Raw genomic sequence first — 16,651 nt, forward strand, 5'->3', positions numbered from 1 at the left:
CGAGAATCAATTGGAACGCCTCCCGTTCCGCCCGGGCCTGACGCCGCCGCGCCACCGCCATTCCCAGCGTCTTCATCCATCTTCGGAAAATGCTCATCGCCCTTGCCCTTCCATTTCCGGACAGAGCCAAGCAAAGCGGTAGACATTTCACAAACGAATAGCAATTATGGCTGGCATCAGAAAAAGCGATGGCACCATGTATCCTCCTCTCGAAAGCGATCTGCTCAGAATTTTCGTCGCCGTGGCCCAGGCCGGCAATGTCACCCATGCGGCCGAGAGGCTCGCGCGCACGCAATCGGCCATCAGCATGCAGGTGCGCAAGCTGGAGGACTCGGTGGGCGCGACGCTTTTCGAGCGCGGCCCGCGCGGCGTCGCGCTGACGATGGACGGCAAGCGGCTGTTGCCCTATGCGCGACGCATCGTCGGCCTGGTCGACGAGACGACGGCGGCCATGCGCACGGCGCCGCTGGACGGGCCGGTGCGGGTCGGCATTCCGGAAGAATACAACCAGACGGTCCTGCCCAATGCGCTCGCCGCCTTCGCCGAAATCCACCCGAATATCGAGGTGACGGTGCTCTGCGGCTACACGTCCCAGCAACTGGCGGCGCTGGAGGCAGACGAGCTCGACCTCGCCATCATCTTCGACTGGTGCGACGGGGTTTCCGGCGAGCTTCTGGCGATCGACCCGACCGTCTGGGTGGGCGCCGTGGCGCATAACCGGCATCTGGAGCGCCCGGTGCCGGTCGCCGTCTACTGGCGGTCGAGCTGGTGCCGGGATTTTGCGCTCCGCTCGTTGGAGCGCCACACGATCCCGTATCGCATCGCCTATACCTGCGATACCAGCGGGGGCCTGCGCTCCGCCGTCGCGAGCGGCCTCACCATCGCGCCGCTCTCGCGCAGCAATATCCCGCCGGGCGCGCGCGAACTCACGGTCGCGGACGGCTTTCCGCAGATCGATTCCTCGCGTGTCGTGCTGAAGCGCAATCCGCGGCGCGGCGGGCCGGCGATCGACGGCATGGCGGACATGCTGCGCAAATCCTTCGGTCCGGTCGCGGCCGCGGCGGATCAGGCTTTCGGGTAGGCCCGTTCCAGGCCGCCGCAGCGGGTGAGCCCCGCGCGGAAGGCGGCATAGGCGGCGTGCTGACTGGAGCGGGCGGTTTCGGTGAGCCGCACCTGCAGGCGCGCCGGCGCTACGGTTCCAAGCCATTCGCCGAGCTTTTCCAGCTTCAGCGCGTTGAGAAAACGCGCGTCTGCGGCGCGGTCGAGATGCAGCGCCAGCCCTTCCAGCAGGTTTTCGTCCTGCTTGGCGTTTTCCATCAGCAGGCGGAGATAGGCCTGGTCGGCCTCGCCAAGCGCCGCAAGCTTGTCGGCCACGGTCTGCCGGTCCGGAAAGGCTGCAAGGTCGGCGCTCATCGTCATCCCCCAGAGAATCGTGTCGCTTCTGGATAGGCCGCGGAAAAACCGGTCGCAAGCCTGTCGGGCATGTTTGGATGAAAAATCCAATATTGACAAAATATCCACGGTCGGATTGATTGCCGCCATGTTCGACTCATCAAACGCCGATATGCTGCTTCGCCAGCACACTGCCACGGCTGCGGCCATCTCGACCCTGTTCTATCCGCATGCCGAGATCGTGCTGCACGATCTCGAAACGGGCCTGATCGCCGGCATCTGGAATGCTTTTTCCGGCCGCATGGCGGGCGTAGAATCGCTCGTCGAGGATGCGCTGGAAGGGGCGGGGGAAGGGGGCGTCTACGGCCCCTATGAAAAGACCGGCGAGGATGGGCGGCGGCTGAAATCGGTGACCGCCGTGCTGAAGGACGATCACGGCCAGGCGATTGGCCTCCTCTGCATCAACATGGATGTCTCGCATTTCGACGCAGCCGCAAAACTTCTCGCCGCCTTCACCGGGGCCGTCTCACCACGCCCGCCTTCGCTTTTTGCCGGCGACTGGCGGGAGGAGATCAACACGGCGCTGCACGACTGGCTGCGCACCCGCGGCCTGGCGCTGACGGCCCTCAAGAAGGGCGACCGGGTGGCGCTCGTCGCGGCCCTCGACAGCCGCGGCCTGTTCCAGACGCGCAATGCCGTCGATCACCTAGCCTCCCTCATCGGCACCTCGCGCGCCTCGATCTACAATTATCTCGCCGATGCCCGGCGCAGCCAGAAAGACAGGACATCATGACCACGCTGCCGGATTTCCGCCTCGAAACCCATTTTTCGCGCTGGGAGTTCAAGGCGCGCCACCACATGACGGCAAGCGATGCCGAGACAATGACCATGTCCGACCTCCTGGCTCTCGCCGGCCCGGAAGACCGAGAGGCGTGGGAGCGCGTCTCGCTCGGTTATACCGAGACCTGGGGCGCGCCGGCGCTGCGCGACACCATCGCCACCACCTACGACACCCTCTCGGGCGCCGATATCCTGACCTTCGCCGGTGCGGAGGAGGGGCTTTATTGCGCCATGCTGGCTTTGCTTTCGCCGGGCGACCACGCCATCGTCACCGTGCCGAACTACCAGTCGATGGAGACTATGCCGGTGACGATCACCGGCAATGTCACGGGCGTGGCGCTGCGGGCGGAAAACCGCTGGCAGCTCGATCTCGACGAGGTGCGTGCGGCGCTGCGGCCGGAAACCAGGCTCATCGCCGTCAATTTCCCGAACAATCCGACAGGCGCCATTGCCGACCAGGATATCTTTCGCGGCCTCGCCGATCTCTGCGCTGAGCGCGGCATCCATCTCTTCTCCGACGAGGTCTATCGCGGGCTGGAGATCGATGCGGAAAAGCGCCTGCCGCAGGCGGCGGACCTGTTCGACACGGGCATTTCGCTCAACGTGATGTCGAAGGCCTATGGCCTGCCGGGCCTGCGCATCGGCTGGATCGCCTGCCGCGACCATGCACTTCTCGCCCGCATGGAGAAGATGAAACACTACCTCTCCATCTGCAACGCGCGGCCTTCCGAAGTGCTGGCAGGTATCGCGATCAAGGCGCGCGAGACTATCTTTGCCCGCAACCGCGCGCTCTGCGCGGAAAACATGGTCAAGATCGGCGCTTTCTTTGCCGATTTCCCGCATCTCTACGACTGGGCAGCTCCGGATGGCGGCTGCGTCGCGTTTCCGCGCTATCTCGGCAAGGACGGCGTGGAAGAGCATTGCCGCCGGCTGGTGGAGGAGAAGGGCGTGCTGCTCCTGCCCTCCACCCTCTACGTCTCCGACCTCCTGCCCGTACCGATGGACCGTTTTCGCGTCGGCGTCGGGCGGCGCAATATCGATGCGGGGCTTGTCGCGTGGCGGGCGTTTCTGGCCGGCGCCTGATCGGTCTCGTCAGGCACCCACGCGGGTGAGTTTTGCCCGCAGGTCATCGAGGCTTGCGAGAAACCAGATCGACCGGCCCTTGTTCGTCTCGCGCACGAAATCGCTGAGCGCCTTGCTGTTTTCGAGCAGCGGGGCGATGTCGCCGATGATGGCGCAGCGCAGGTGATAGTTGACGAATTTCTGGAAGACGGTGCCGGCGATACGGGTTTCGAGCCGGAGGAAATCCGGGCCGAGGCGTTCCACCGGAATGGCGATCAGTTCTGCCTCCGTCGAGAACGCTTCGCCGATAATGTCGTTGCCGTCCGCTTCCGTCGCGATCGGCGGTCCGTCAATGGCGAGGACGAGAACTTTCGTGCCGGCCATGTCCATCGTGTTCGTCATCTGAGTCTCCGTCGTCGTTCGGGCCTATACCTTCTTCAGAATGTCGGTCGCTTTATGATCATCGTCGACGCCGTCGATCAGCAGCACGTCGCCCACCGAATTCAGTGTGCGAAGCGGCAGGATCGCGCGGTAGGCCTCGGATGCATACCAGCCCTCGGCGTCCTTGCGTGTCGGGAAGGACAGCATGATCACGTCGCCGGCGAAGCTGCCTTCCAGCACGCGCTTGTTGCCGTCGCCATGGATCACGAACTTGCCGCCGAAGGGTGCCATGGTGGCGTCGATCCCCTCCAGATAGGCGACGATCTGCGGACCCATCGTGACATTGTGCAGGTGGGCGAGGGCGTAGGTGGTCATCGGGGTTCTCCTGTGAACGGGTTTCGTTGACAGGCAGACTAGGCGGTCGGGTGCGGCGGATCGATTACCTTGCAGGTAATGCCAAGGCCTACGCGCAAGAAAAAGCCGCCCGCGGTGTTTGCCGGGGCGGCTCAAGCATGACCCTTCGATAGGGCTCAGCCGCGGCGGCGGCTGCTGCGTTCGCGGGCCGGCTGGGCGGCGCTTTCGTCGGCGGTCTTGTTGCGCAGCGGGCCAATTCGCTCGATGATCGTCGCAAGTGCCGGGCGTTCGCGCGGCTCGTGGGCGTCGAGCGCCACCCGCATGGCGGCGAGGTGCTCGCAGGAGGTGCCGCAGCAACCGCCGATGATGCGCGCGCCGGCATCGCGGGCAAGGCGCGCATATTCGGCCATCAGCGGCGGCGTGCCGGAATAGTAGATTTCCGCGCCGCGATATTCCGGAATGCCACAATTGCCCTTGACGACCACGGTCGCGGACGGATCGGCGCCGGTCATGTCGAGCAGCGAGGAGAGGATGTCGGAGGCGCCGACGCCGCAGTTCGCGCCGACCGCAAGCGGACCTTCGCCGATATCGCCGGCAACGCCGTGGATATCCCGCGGGTGCAGGCCCATCATGGTCTTGCCGGCGGTATCGAACGAGCCGGTATAGACGAAGGGCAAGCCGACCTTGGCCGCACCTTCGGCGGCGGCGCGGATCTCTTCCGGCGACGACATGGTCTCGATCCAGGCAACATCGGCGCCGCCGGCCTTCAGGCCCTCGATCTGCTCGACGAAGGCGGCGACGGCGTCGTCATAGGTCATCGCGCCGAGCGGCACGAGCAGTTCCCCCGTCGGGCCGACGGAGCCGGCGACGATGACCTTGCGATCGGCCTTGTCGGCAACGGCACGGGCGATCTCGGCGGCCCTCTTGTTGAGGTCGAAGACGCGGTCCTGCGCATGGTGCAGCTTCAGGCGATGGCGCGTGCCGCCAAACGTGTTGGTGAGGATAATGTCCGCGCCGGCATCGACGAAGTCCTGGTGGAGCTTGGTGATGTTTTCCGGCTTCGCCTCGTTCCAAAGCTCCGGCGCTTCCCCGGCTTCGAGGCCCATGGCGAAGAGCGAGGTCCCGGTTGCGCCATCGGCAAGCAGGAAGGGCTTTTCGGCAAGCAGCTCAGCAAGCGGGTTCGGCGCGGTCATCGGCATATCCTTCTGTTTATCGCATCATATAAAGATTTCTTTATGTGATTGCAATCGTGTGTCGCCGGTAAAAGAAAAGAGCGCCCGCGAGGGCGCTCAAGAAAACAATACCTCCCTTCGTCATGGTCGGGCTTGACCCGACCATCCATCCACCGGCACGCCGCGGATGTGGATCCTCGGGTCAAGCCCGAGGATGACGGAGGAGAGGGCGTGCTTCAGGCCGCCTTCGCCTCGTGGCTTGTCGGCGTCACCATGCTGGAGATGATGGCGCTGAGGCTGAGGGCGCCGATCGGCTTGCCGGATTCGTCGACGACATGGGCGAGCGTCTGGTTGACGGCCGTCATGGCGCGGGCCGCCACTTCCAGCACTGTGCCCTTGACGATCGGCATGCCTTCCGGGTTGCCGGACAGCGGCGCCATGATCGTCTCGACATTCACCACGCGGCCGCGGTTCACTTCCTTCACGAAGGCAGTGATGTATTCGTCGGCCGGGTTCAGCACGATTTCCTGGCCGGTGCCCTGCTGAACGACCAGGCCGTCGCGCAGGATGGCGATCTTGTCGCCGAGGCGCAGCGCCTCGTCGAGATCGTGCGTGATGAAGACGACGGTTTTCCTGAGCTCCTTCTGGAGATCGAGAAGCACGGTCTGCATGTCGACGCGGATCAGCGGGTCGAGCGCCGAGTAGGCTTCGTCCATCAGGAGGATATCGGCATCGTTGGTGAGCGCCCGGGCGAGGCCCACGCGCTGCTGCATGCCGCCCGATAGCTGGTTCGGGTAGTGGTTCTCGAAGCCGGCAAGGCCGACGCGCTCGATCCACTGCTTGGCCCGCTTTTCACGATCGGCGGCGCCGACACCCTGGATTTCCAGGCCGTAGACGGTGTTTTCCAGAACCGTGCGGTGCGGCAGCAGCGCGAACTTCTGGAACACCATCGCCGTCTTGTGGCGGCGGAATTCGCGAAGGTCGTTCTCGCTCATCTTACAGACGTCGACGCCGTCGTAGAGCACTTCGCCGGCGGTCGGGTCGATCAGCCGGTTGATGTGGCGGATCAGCGTCGACTTGCCGGAGCCGGAGAGGCCCATCACCACCATGATGCCGCCGGCCGGCATCGAGATGTTGATGTCGCGCAGGCCCAGCACATGGCCATATTTCTGGTTCAGTTCCGCCTTGCCGAGACCCTTCTTGACTGCATCGACATAGTCGCCGCCGCGGGGTCCGAAGATCTTGTAGAGATTGCGGACCTCGATTGCATGACTAACCATGAATTACCTCCGAATGCTTCTGCAGCCGTCTGCCATAGGCCTGGCTCGTACGGTCGAAAATGATGGCGATGGCCACGAGCGCGAACCCGTTGAGGAACCCGACCGTGAAGAACTGGTTGTTGATGGCCTGCAGCACGTTCTTGCCGAGACCGCCCACACCGACCATCGAGGCGACGACGACCATGGCGAGCGACATCATGATGGTCTGGTTGATGCCGGCCATGATCGTTGGAAGGGCGAGCGGCATCTGCACGTTCTTGAGCTTCTGCCAGCCGGAGGAACCGAAGGCATCCGCCGCCTCCAGCACTTCCTTGTCGACGAGCCGGATGCCGAGATTGGTGAGGCGGATCATCGGTGGCACGGCATAGATGACGACCGCGATCAGCCCCGGCACCTTGCCGATGCCGAAGATCATGACGACGGGGATGAGATAGACGAAGCTCGGCATCGTCTGCATCACGTCGAGCACGGGGTTGACGAAGGACTGCACCCGGTCGGAGCGCGCCATGACGATGCCGATCGGTATGCCGACGATGATCGCGATCATCGTACAGACCGTCACCATGGCGAGCGTCACCATCGTGTCGTTCCACAGGCCCAGCAGGCCGATGGCGAGCATCGACAGTGCGGTGCCGATGGTAATCTTCATGTTGCGGCTGCCGAAATAGACGATCGCCACCATGATGATCAGGATGATCGGCCAGGGTGAACTGACAAACAGCCGTTCGAGATAGTTCAGGAACCACTGCAATGGCTGCACCATTGCATCGATGATGTTCACATATTCTCTGACGAGGCCCTTGAAGCCGTCGTCGATGACTTTTCGTGCCGCGCGGACGCTGGCGTCACTGAAGGCCGGAAACTTGCATAGAAAGCCTGGCAACAATTCGCATATGCCTGCCATCCTTTTCCCCTCTTTCTACCGGAAGTTATTGTCCCGCATCGCAAAGAAACGAGTTTGCAATTGCGAACGGAACGGTGCGCACAGGGATATTCTTGTTCTGGTTCCCGGCTTGCAGTTCGTCTTCGCACGAACTGCCGCTTGATACTGTGCTGTTTGCGACCTCTGCAGTTTCTTGGGCGGGCGTCAGGCAAAAAGCCAGCGTCCTCGTTCAGGTCGCGAAAGGGCCGGCAGCCGGGGAAGGCTGCCGGCGAGAGTGCGTCAGAGGGCGGCCTTGACCTTCTCTGCGACGTCCGGGGCGACCCACTTGGTCCACATGTCCGGATAGTTTTCGAGGAAGTACTTGGCAGCATCCTCGTTCGTGCCCTGGTTGTCGGTCATCCAGGCGAGAACCTTGCCGACCGTGCCGTTGTCCCACTGGCGGGTCTTCATATAGTCCATGGCGACGCCGGCCTTTTCGGAGAAGGACTTGGTCACGACGGTGAAAACGTCCGAGGTCGGGTAGGAGTTGACCTTGGGATCGGCGCAGTCCGGAACCGCCGTGCAGGCGTCCCAGTCGGCCTTGTTGTGCTCGACGCCGAAGGACAGGCGCGTCATCTCGTATTTGCCGAGAATGGCGGTCGGCGCCCAGTAGTAGCCGAGCCAGCCGGTCTGCTTTTCGAAGGCGTTGGCGATCGAGCCGTCGAGGCCGGCTGCGGAGCCCGTGTCGACCAGCTCGAAGCCGTCGGCATCGGCGTTCAGCGCCTTGTAGAGGTTGGCGGTCGAGACCTGGCAGTTCCAGCCCGACGGGCAATTGTGCACGGCGCCCTTCGAGGCGTCTTCCGGCGCCGGGAAGAGGTCGGGATGCTTTAGCGCGTCCTGAACGGTCTTGATGTCCGGATGGGCGTCGGCAAAGAATTTCGGAATCCACCAGCCTTCCACGCCACCTTCCGAGAGAAGGGGAGCGAGCTGGATCAGCCGGCCTTCGGCGATGGCCGCGTCGAGCGGTGTGCGCACGGCGTTCACCCACATTTCGGGTGCGACGTCCGGCTCGCCCTTTTCGTTCATCGAGGTGAAGGTCGGCATGGTGTCGCCGGTCACCAGCGTGACCGTGCAGCCGTAGCCGTTTTCGAGAATGAGCTTGTCGACATGCGCGGCAACGCCGGCAGACGCCCAGTTCATTTCGGCGATCGAAACTTCACCGCAATCGGCCGCCTGGGCGGCACCGGCAAAGCCGTAGAGGCCGGCAGCGAGGATAGTGGAAGCAAGGAGCTTCTTCATGAGTTTTAAGACCTCCCAGTCTTGGATGCAGCGATCAACCCGGAAGGCAGCGCAGGCTACTGCGTTGTCCCGTCTGCCCGAAAGTTTTACGGCAGCCATGGAGGTTCGATGCCAGGTGAGGCGAGCCAAATCCCCCTGCTGCAACGACGCCGAGCTTTTTTCTGGTCCGCCGGCGGAACCCTGTCACCGGCGTCGTCTTCTCGTACGTCACAGGGGTAGCCTACGGGTTCTCATTGAGAAATCAACCTCCTGCGCGTCCTTCCTCTGTCAGTTGCGGCCCGGCGGGAGGGCAAGATGCTGAAAAACCGGCAACCATACGGTGGAAAAAATGGGCGTTTGCTCGCATCGGGGCAAATGTCCGCGGGGCCGATAGACTGGCGGCGCACGATGGTCGTTGAATGCGGACATATCCTGTTCCGTATGCGCCGCTTTGCGCTTGCAAAAAATATTTCGCGATTTTTCAAAAAAAATCGCGATTCATCTTTGCTTAAGCTCCCGATAACGGTCCGGTAAGGATGTGCCGCTATTGCTTTGGACATGGCGGGGGACACCGCCGTCCGCTCCGGAAAGGTCTAGCGTACCGGAGTGCCTTGGGCTCCGATGCGTTTTTGTCGGAAGCCGCCATGCGTATCTGGCAAGCCGTGCATCACTTAACGGGATGCACGGCTTTCGCCGTTCTGGCGCACCTTCAGAAACAAAAATCCATAAAAAACGCCGCCTCCCGGAGAGAGGCGACGTTCCATGCGAGCGGACCTGACGTCGCGCTCGAAACAATCAGCCGACGGAGCGCGTGCGGATGAAGCCAAGCGGACCGAGCGGGGCGTCCATGACGACGTTGCGCACGCGGGACTGGCTCTGGGGGGCTTCGCCGTTCCAGGCGATCTGTACGAAATTCGGCTTGCTGAAGATGAACAGCATGGTCTTTGTCCTTGAAACCCGAAGCCACTCGCCTCGGCTGTGTGATGACGTTGATATAGGCATGTCCGGGGCGAAAGTCACGATCGTTCACGGCGCAAAATGTCGCAGAATGAACAGCAGATCTGCCATGCTCGAATTGCATGACTTTCTGTTGCGGAATTGCATCTCCCGCCGCCGCCAAATTGGGGCGGAATTGCGGTAAATCAGGGCTTTTCGGCGACGGGGCGGAATGCTAGGGGGAAGGCATGACAAGAACGATCATGCTGCAGGGAACCGGCTCCGATGTCGGAAAAACGGTATTGGTGGCGGGGCTCTGTCGCATCGCCGCGAACCGCGGCCTCAAGGTGCGCCCGTTCAAGCCGCAGAACATGTCGAACAACGCCGCCGTTTCCGCCGATGGCGGCGAGATCGGCCGCGCGCAATGGCTGCAATCGCTCGCCGCCCGCGTGCCGTCCTCCGTGCATATGAACCCGGTGCTGCTGAAGCCGCAATCCGACGTCGGCAGCCAGATCATCGTGCAGGGAAAAGTCTTCGGCCAGGCGAAGGGGCGGGACTACCAGGCGCTCAAACCGAAGCTGATGGATGCGGTGCTGGAAAGTTTCGGGATCGTTTCGGACGGTGCCGATCTCGTCGTCGTCGAAGGCGCGGGCTCGCCGGCGGAAATCAACCTCCGGGCCGGCGACATTGCCAATATGGGCTTTGCGACACGCGCCAATGTGCCGGTCGTGCTCGTCGGCGACATCGACCGCGGCGGCGTGATCGCCTCGCTGGTCGGCACGCACGCCATATTGCCGGAGGAAGACCGGCGCATGGTGACCGGCTACCTCATCAACAAGTTTCGTGGCGACGTGACGCTGTTCGACGACGGGATTATTGAGATCGGCCGCTTCACCGGCTGGCCCTGTTTCGGCGTCGTGCCGTGGCTGAAGGACGCCGCGCGCCTGCCGGCAGAGGATTCCGTAGTTCTGGAGCGGCTAGCAAAAGGCGGCGAGGGCGCTTTGAAAGTGGCGGTGCCGGTGCTGCCGCGCATTGCCAATTTCGACGATCTCGACCCGCTGAAGGCCGAGCCGCAGGTCGATCTCGTCTTCGTGCGCCCGGGCGAGCGTTTTCCGGCCGATGCCGGGCTGGTCGTGCTGCCCGGCTCGAAATCCACCATTTCCGACCTCGGCGATTTCCGCGCCGCCGGCTGGGACAGGGACCTCGCGATGCATATGCGCCGCGGCGGTCGCGTTATCGGCATTTGCGGCGGTTACCAGATGCTGGGCCAGCGCGTCACCGATCCGCTCGGCATCGAGGGCAGCGAGCGCAAGGTCGAAGGCCTCGGGCTGCTGGCGGTCGAAACGGAAATGGCGCCGGAAAAGACCGTGCGCAACAGCACGGCTCGCTCGCTGCAATATGACGTGCCGCTGGAGGGCTACGAAATCCACCTCGGCCGCACCACCGGGCCGGATGCGCTCAAGCCCGCCGTCAGCATCGACGGGCGGCCGGATGGCGCGATCTCGCCGGATGGCCGGGTGATGGGCACCTATCTGCACGGCCTGCTTTCGAGCGATGCCTACCGGGCGCGGCTGCTCGCCGACTTCGGCATCGAGGGCGGCGGCTTCGATTATCGGGCAGGCGTCGACGTGGCGCTGGATGGTGTGGCGGCGGAGCTGGAGGCCGTTCTCGACCCGGCCTGGCTCGATCGCCTTTTAGGCAGCGCTGATTAAATCGCGCCCCTGAAACGTTCAGCCATCGGGTTCCTGTGACTGCCGGCCTGCCGCACCAAAGTTGCGCCAGAATTCGGTGCGAGGACAGATGGAAATCCGCCCGGTTGCCGGGCGCAGCGCCTTCGAAAGGGTGAGACGACTATGGGTTCTGGACCTCTCGCACGATCCGTTCTGGTGAGGATCGGCCTTGCAAGCCTGGTCGGGCTGACGCTCGCAGGCCAGCCGGCAATCGCCTTCGCCCAGGCCACCACCGGCAAGGAAGCCGGAAGTGCCGGAAAACGCTGGGAAGAGGAATTTTCGCTCTGGCAGAAGGTTTCCGCCGGCAGCGACCTCACGCAGTACGAAACCTATCTGAAGCAATATCCGAACGGCACTTTCGCCTCGATGGCGCGTCTGCGCATCGCCGAATTGCAGGCCGCCGCCAAGGTGAAGCAGACGACCGGCACCTCCACCGAGCAGGCCGAGGCGGACGCCAAGGCCAAGGCGGAACAGGCGGCCGCTGCCGAAAAGGCGAAGGCGGAAGAGCAGGCGGCGGCGGAAAAGGCCAAGGCCGAGGAAGAAGCCCGGAAAACCGCGGAAGCCGAGAAGGCGAAGGCCGATGCGGAAGCGGCGCGCCTGAAGGCGGAGGCTGAGACGAAGAAGGCCGAAGAAGAGGCACAGAAGGCCGCCGAGGCCGAGAAAGCCAAGGCGGAGGCCGAAACGGCACGACTGAAGGCCGAAGCCGAGGCCAAGAAGGCTGCCAGCGTCGAAAAGGCCAAGGCGGATGCGCAAGAAGCGCTTCGCCAGGCGGAAGCCAAGGCGCGGCAGGTTCAGGAAGAAGCCACCGCCCGCGAACTGGCCGAGAAAAAAGCGGCTGCCGAGGAGAAAGCAAAGGCGGAAGCCGCAGCTGAGGAAAAAGCCCGCACCGAAGAAGCCGCCCGCCTGAAGGCGGAAGCCGAACAGAAGGAAGCGGCTGCGCGCAAGCTGGCCGACGAACAGGCCGCCGAGGCCGAGCGCCTGAAGGCGGAGGCCCAGGCGGCTGCGGACAAAGCGAAGGCGGAAGAAACGGCGCGCCTGAAGGCGGAAGCCGAACGCCAGAAGGCCGAAGAGGCAGCGGCGGCGCAGAAGGCGCGGGCCGAAGAGGAAGCCGCCGCCCGCCGCGAGGCCGAAGCCAAGCGCATCGAGACCGAGAAGGCCGCTGCCGAAGAAAAGGCGCGCATCCAGGAAGAAGCAGCCGCCGCGCGCAAGCTTGCGGAAGAAAAGGCCGCCGAAGTGGAGAAGCTGAAGGCCGACGCGGCACGCGCTGCGGCGGATGCCGAAGCAAAGGCGGCGGAAGCTGCCCGCCTTGCCGAAGAGGCTGAAAAACGCGCCGAAGAGGCCGCGCAAGCCGCGAAGCAGGCCGATACCGACAATGCCGAAACCGAGGGGGCTGACACCGGCGAAGCCGCGACCGCCACCCGCGAAGCCGAGACACAGGACGCCGAGCGCAAGAACCGCGGCCTCGCCATCGAGCGGGCCGACGACGCCAAGAAGCGCGAGGAAGACACGTTCGAAAAGGCCGTGCTCGGCGGCACGCAGGAATCCTTCCAGGCTTACCTCGACGAATATCCGAATGGTCGTTTCGTCGGGGATGCCCGCGAACGGCTTGCAGCGCTGGCCGATACCAAGCGCGAGGAGGCGGTGACGCCGAAGCAGGAAACCGAGACGGCCATCATCGACACCGAGCGCCAGGCCGCCGAGGAGCGGCCGATCGTCGATCCCCGCGAGGCCTATATGGACCGGTCGATTCGCGTGCAGGCACAGCGCTTCCTGAGCGCGCTCGGCTACAATACCTACGGTGTCGACGGCGTCTTCGGCCCGCGCACCCGCTCGGCGATCGCCGCCTGGCAGGGTTCCTCCGGCTACCGCGCCGATGGCTACCTGTCGCGTCCGCAATACCGCGCCCTGCGGCAGGCCGCGCAATATGCCGAGGCCCGGCAGAACCGCCAGCGCCGCTATCAGCAGGACTACGACGTGCTCGAAGGCCCGGTCGACGGGTACTATGAAGAGCGCGAATACCGCGGCGACAGCTACTACAACGATGGCGGCGGTCTGGTGATCATTCCGGGCTATTGAACGGGCGACGGCGGTTTCAGCACAGGCGATGCCGCTGCCGATCGATTGACTTGCGCGATGCGGAAGCATAATCATCCGGATTATTGGATGGTTCCCGGATCCGGAAACGGATCGGGGAGTAAATGGGAATGTGACGCGGCGGACCCAAATAGGGCGCTGCAATCACGGCCGACCCCGCGACTGTAGAGTGGCGAGGGACGTTCATCCGGAAGGCAGGATCTGCGTGCGGGAGGAAGCAATGGTGCTTCAGGCCGTGCCGGGGAAAACCAGCCGGAAAAGCCACTGGGTGGCATCGCGATAAGCCGGGGCCGGACGCCTCTTAGTCTACGAATCGTCCACCCTTTTGCGATGCGTCTACCCGGGAAGGTGAGAATGTTCCGCAGGCGTTGAAAAACGCCGGACGCCGCGAGCCAGGAGACCTGCCAGCCGATGAGGGCATTTCGCCCGACCTGGGGAGGGGCTTCCCCAACGCCTGCACGGAGGTTGTCATGGCTGTTTCTTCAACGTCTTCTGTTACCCTTTCCGCAAACGACCGCCTTGTTGCCGGCGTTTTCGCGCTTCTGATCGGCGCTTTCCTGGTGTTCGGCGCCGGCCTCGCGAATTCGGCCGTGCTGCACGACACGGCGCACGACACCCGTCACTCCTACGGCTTTCCCTGCCACTAAGGAGTTTTTGACATGATCGTTCGTTATCTCCTGGCCGCCCTGGTGGCCGGGCTGTTCTCCGGCGTGCTCATGACAGCCGCCCAGGAGGCGCGAGTCGTGCCGCTCATTCTCCATGCGGAGGAATTCGAGGGCGGCGGCGAAACCGCGCCGGCCACCGAAGGCACCACGCCCTCCACCGATGGCGCCACCCAGACGCAGACGCAGACGCAGGAGCATTCTTCGCTCGGCGCCGTCCTTCTGGATGTGGCTTCGTCCTTCTCGCCGATCTCCGTCGCCTATGCCCATGAGGGCGAAGAGCACGAGGAGGGCGGCATCATGTTCGGCATGAGCCGGTTCTCCGGCACGCTGCTCGCAAACCTCGTGACCGGCTCGGGCTTTGCCCTGCTGCTCGCCGGCTTCAGCCTCGTTTCCGGCCATTCGATCACGGTGGCGAACGGTGCGCTGTGGGGTGCTGCCGGCTGGCTTGCCGTGCACATGCTGCCGGCCATCGGCCTGCCGCCGGAACTTCCGGGCTTTCCGGCCGCCGATCTCGGCGACCGCCAGGTCTGGTGGGTTGCGACCATCGTGCTTTCGGCGGCCGGGCTCTACCTGCTCTTCCTCAAGGACGGAATCGTCGCCAAGATCGCTGGCATCGTGCTGATTGCGGCGCCGCAGGTCTATGGCGCGCCGCAGCCGGGCGACATTTCCAGCAATGTTCCGGCCGTTCTCGGCGCGGAGTTCGCCGTCGCGGCGCTGGCCACGACGCTGTTCTTCTGGATCGTGCTCGGCCTCTCGCTGGGTTTTGCCAACGAGAAGATCGCCAAGGCCGCCTGATATGGCACAGACATCGCCCGGAGCCGTCCTGGTTCTGGGCGGTGCGCGTTCCGGAAAATCCGCTTTTGCCGAAAGGCTGGTCGCCGAGACCGGCCTTTCGCGTCATTACATCGCCACCGGCCGGGCATGGGACGACGAGATGCGCCAGCGCATCGACAAACACCGTGAGGATCGCGGCGAGGGCTGGCAAACCCATGAGGAGCCGCTTGCGCTCGCCACCCGCATCAGGGATGTGGCACGCGCGGACCGGGCGATACTCGTCGATTGCCTGACGCTGTGGGTCACCAACCTGATGCTGGAGGAACGCGACATGGCCGCGGAATTTGCCGGTCTCGCGGAATCGATCGCGGCGGCGCCGGGTCGGCTGGTTTTCGTCTCCAACGAGGTCGGCCTCGGCATCGTGCCGGAAAACCGCATGGCGCGCGAATTCCGCGACCATGCCGGGCGGCTGCATCAGCAGATCGCCGCCCTCGTGCCAGAAGTCTATTTCGTCGCGGCCGGATTGCCGCTGAAAATGAAGGGTTGAGCCTATGCTGCAACAGAAAATCCCCGCCACCGTCATCACCGGCTTCCTCGGCGCGGGCAAGACGACGCTGATCCGCAACCTGCTCCAGAATGCCGGCGGAAAACGCATCGCGCTCATCATCAACGAGTTCGGCGATCTCGGCGTCGATGGCGACGTGCTGAAGGGCTGCGGTGCGGAAGCCTGTAGCGAGGACGACATCATCGAGCTCACCAACGGCTGTATCTGCTGCACCGTCGCCGATGATTTCATCCCCACCATGTCGAAGCTGCTGGAACGTGAAAACCGCCCGGACCACATCGTCATCGAGACCTCCGGCCTCGCTTTGCCGCAGCCGCTCGTCGCCGCCTTCAACTGGCCGGAAATCAAGACTCAGGTGACGGTCGACGGCGTTATCACCGTTGTGGACAGTGCCGCCGTCGCCGCCGGCCGCTTCGCCGACGATCATGACAAGGTGGATGCGCTGCGTGTCGAGGACGACAACCTCGACCACGAAAGCCCGCTGGAAGAACTGTTCGAGGACCAGCTCACGGCTGCCGACCTCATCATTCTCAACAAGACGGACCTGATCGACGCCGCCGGTCTGCAGATCGTGCGCGACGAAGTCGCCTCGCGCACCGTCCGCAAGCCCGCGATGATCGAGGCGAAGAACGGCGAAGTCGCCGCCGCCGTGCTGCTCGGCCTCGGCGTCGGCACGGAAGACGACATCGCCAACCGCAAGTCCCATCATGAACTGGAGCACGAGAACGGCGAAGAGCACGACCACGACGAGTTCGACAGTTTTGTCGTGGAACTCGGTGCCATCGCCGACCCGGCCGCCTTCATCGAGCGCCTCAAGGGCGTGATCGCCGAACACGACGTGCTGCGCCTCAAGGGTTTTGCAGACGTGCCCGGCAAGCCGTTGCGCCTGCTCGTCCAGGCCGTCGGCAGCCGCATCGACAGCTATTTCGAACGCGCCTGGACGCCGGGCGAAAACCGCGGCACCCGCTTCGTCGTCATCGGCCTGCACGACATGGACGAAGCGGCCGTGCGCGCGGCCATCGCCGCGGCGGTGTGATTTCGGCATGAGGATGCGGCAGTCCCTCTCTTCGGCGCTTCGGGCGCGGTTTGCCGCGCCGGTGGATCCTCGGGCCAAGCCCGAGGATGACGGTGGGGAGGGGAGGCTGTCGGTCTATCGAGGGGCTTGCTTTGGCAGGCGGCGGTTTTCTTGCGGGGTAATTTTAGGTGCTCCGCAGCTACCACAACCTCCGTCATCCTCGGGCTTGACCCGAGGATCCACCGGCACGG

Annotated in this window: 17 protein-coding genes and 1 riboswitch; of the genes, 9 read left to right on the top strand and 8 right to left on the bottom strand. The window is 64.0% G+C overall.

Features of this window, described 5'->3' with window-relative positions; genetic code table 11:
* The first annotated feature begins 196 nt into the window (after positions 1-196).
* Positions 197-1,081 (top strand): LysR family transcriptional regulator, encoded by an 885-nt coding sequence (locus GB927_RS04680; protein WP_256115470.1) that lies wholly within the window; start codon positions 197-199, stop codon positions 1,079-1,081.
* On the opposite strand, the gene GB927_RS04685 is transcribed toward GB927_RS04680, so the two are convergent.
* Positions 1,066-1,413, bottom strand: coding sequence for a hypothetical protein (locus GB927_RS04685; protein WP_256115471.1), 348 nt, complete (start codon positions 1,411-1,413; stop codon positions 1,066-1,068). The two genes, GB927_RS04680 and GB927_RS04685, sit on opposite strands and share 16 nt — an antisense overlap.
* A gap of 127 nt (positions 1,414-1,540) precedes the next feature.
* Here GB927_RS04685 and GB927_RS04690 point away from each other — a divergent pair, with 127 nt between their 5' ends.
* Together GB927_RS04690 and GB927_RS04695 are read left to right on the top strand one after the other, a co-directional pair.
* Entirely contained in the window at positions 1,541-2,185 is a 645-nt protein-coding gene (locus GB927_RS04690) for a helix-turn-helix transcriptional regulator (RefSeq protein WP_256115472.1), read from the top strand.
* On the top strand, positions 2,182-3,315 hold the full coding sequence (locus GB927_RS04695; RefSeq protein WP_256115473.1) for an aminotransferase class I/II-fold pyridoxal phosphate-dependent enzyme: 1,134 nt from the start codon (positions 2,182-2,184) through the stop codon (positions 3,313-3,315). The genes GB927_RS04690 and GB927_RS04695 overlap by 4 nt, the downstream gene beginning before the upstream one ends.
* A 9-nt stretch (positions 3,316-3,324) precedes the next feature.
* On the opposite strand, the gene GB927_RS04700 is transcribed toward GB927_RS04695, so the two are convergent.
* The 7 genes from GB927_RS04700 to GB927_RS04730 all read right to left on the bottom strand — a co-directional run bounded on the left by GB927_RS04700 (position 3,325) and on the right by GB927_RS04730 (position 9,560).
* Entirely contained in the window at positions 3,325-3,696 is a 372-nt protein-coding gene (locus GB927_RS04700) for a DUF4180 domain-containing protein (RefSeq protein ID WP_256115474.1), read from the bottom strand.
* 24 nt (positions 3,697-3,720) lie between these two features.
* Positions 3,721-4,050: a DUF1330 domain-containing protein gene (locus GB927_RS04705; protein WP_256115475.1), complete on the bottom strand. Its 330-nt coding sequence runs from the start codon at positions 4,048-4,050 to the stop codon at positions 3,721-3,723.
* A 155-nt stretch (positions 4,051-4,205) separates the two neighbouring features.
* On the bottom strand, positions 4,206-5,228 hold the full coding sequence (gene bmt, locus GB927_RS04710; protein WP_256115476.1) for a betaine--homocysteine S-methyltransferase: 1,023 nt from the start codon (positions 5,226-5,228) through the stop codon (positions 4,206-4,208).
* 209 nt (positions 5,229-5,437) lie between these two features.
* Positions 5,438-6,481, bottom strand: a complete 1,044-nt coding sequence (locus GB927_RS04715; RefSeq protein ID WP_256115477.1) for a quaternary amine ABC transporter ATP-binding protein — start codon at positions 6,479-6,481, stop codon at positions 5,438-5,440.
* Entirely contained in the window at positions 6,474-7,385 is a 912-nt protein-coding gene (locus tag GB927_RS04720; protein ID WP_256115478.1) for an ABC transporter permease, read from the bottom strand. Before GB927_RS04720 ends, GB927_RS04715 begins: the two co-directional genes overlap by 8 nt.
* A 258-nt stretch (positions 7,386-7,643) precedes the next feature.
* Positions 7,644-8,642 carry an ABC transporter substrate-binding protein gene (locus GB927_RS04725; RefSeq protein WP_256115479.1) on the bottom strand — a complete coding sequence of 333 codons (999 nt, stop codon included), beginning with the start codon at positions 8,640-8,642 and terminating at the stop codon, positions 7,644-7,646.
* 774 nt (positions 8,643-9,416) lie between these two features.
* Entirely contained in the window at positions 9,417-9,560 is a 144-nt protein-coding gene (locus GB927_RS04730; RefSeq protein ID WP_256115480.1) for a hypothetical protein, read from the bottom strand.
* A gap of 245 nt (positions 9,561-9,805) precedes the next feature.
* Here GB927_RS04730 and GB927_RS04735 point away from each other — a divergent pair, with 245 nt between their 5' ends.
* The 6 genes from GB927_RS04735 to cobW all read left to right on the top strand — a co-directional run bounded on the left by GB927_RS04735 (position 9,806) and on the right by cobW (position 16,421).
* A complete protein-coding gene (locus GB927_RS04735; protein ID WP_256115481.1) occupies positions 9,806-11,269 on the top strand; it encodes a cobyric acid synthase in 1,464 nt (487 codons plus the stop codon).
* A 141-nt stretch (positions 11,270-11,410) separates the two neighbouring features.
* Positions 11,411-13,363, top strand: coding sequence for a peptidoglycan-binding domain-containing protein (locus GB927_RS04740; protein WP_256115482.1), 1,953 nt, complete (start codon positions 11,411-11,413; stop codon positions 13,361-13,363).
* Positions 13,364-13,434: 71 nt separating this feature from the next.
* A riboswitch (cobalamin riboswitch) is annotated at positions 13,435-13,804 on the top strand.
* Positions 13,805-13,851: 47 nt separating this feature from the next.
* Positions 13,852-14,028, top strand: a complete 177-nt coding sequence (locus GB927_RS04745; RefSeq protein ID WP_256115483.1) for a CbtB domain-containing protein — start codon at positions 13,852-13,854, stop codon at positions 14,026-14,028.
* Between the two features lie 12 nt (positions 14,029-14,040).
* The gene (locus tag GB927_RS04750; protein ID WP_256115484.1) at positions 14,041-14,841 is read left to right on the top strand and encodes a CbtA family protein; all 801 of its coding nucleotides are present in this window, start codon (positions 14,041-14,043) and stop codon (positions 14,839-14,841) included.
* A gap of 1 nt (position 14,842) precedes the next feature.
* Entirely contained in the window at positions 14,843-15,367 is a 525-nt protein-coding gene (gene cobU / locus GB927_RS04755; RefSeq protein WP_256115485.1) for a bifunctional adenosylcobinamide kinase/adenosylcobinamide-phosphate guanylyltransferase, read from the top strand.
* Between the two features lie 4 nt (positions 15,368-15,371).
* Positions 15,372-16,421, top strand: coding sequence for a cobalamin biosynthesis protein CobW (gene cobW, locus GB927_RS04760; protein WP_256115487.1), 1,050 nt, complete (start codon positions 15,372-15,374; stop codon positions 16,419-16,421).
* Positions 16,422-16,651: the final 230 nt, after the last annotated feature.

It is taken from the genome of Shinella lacus, assembly GCF_010994755.1.
GTDB classification, from domain to species: Bacteria; Pseudomonadota; Alphaproteobacteria; order Rhizobiales; family Rhizobiaceae; genus Shinella; species Shinella lacus.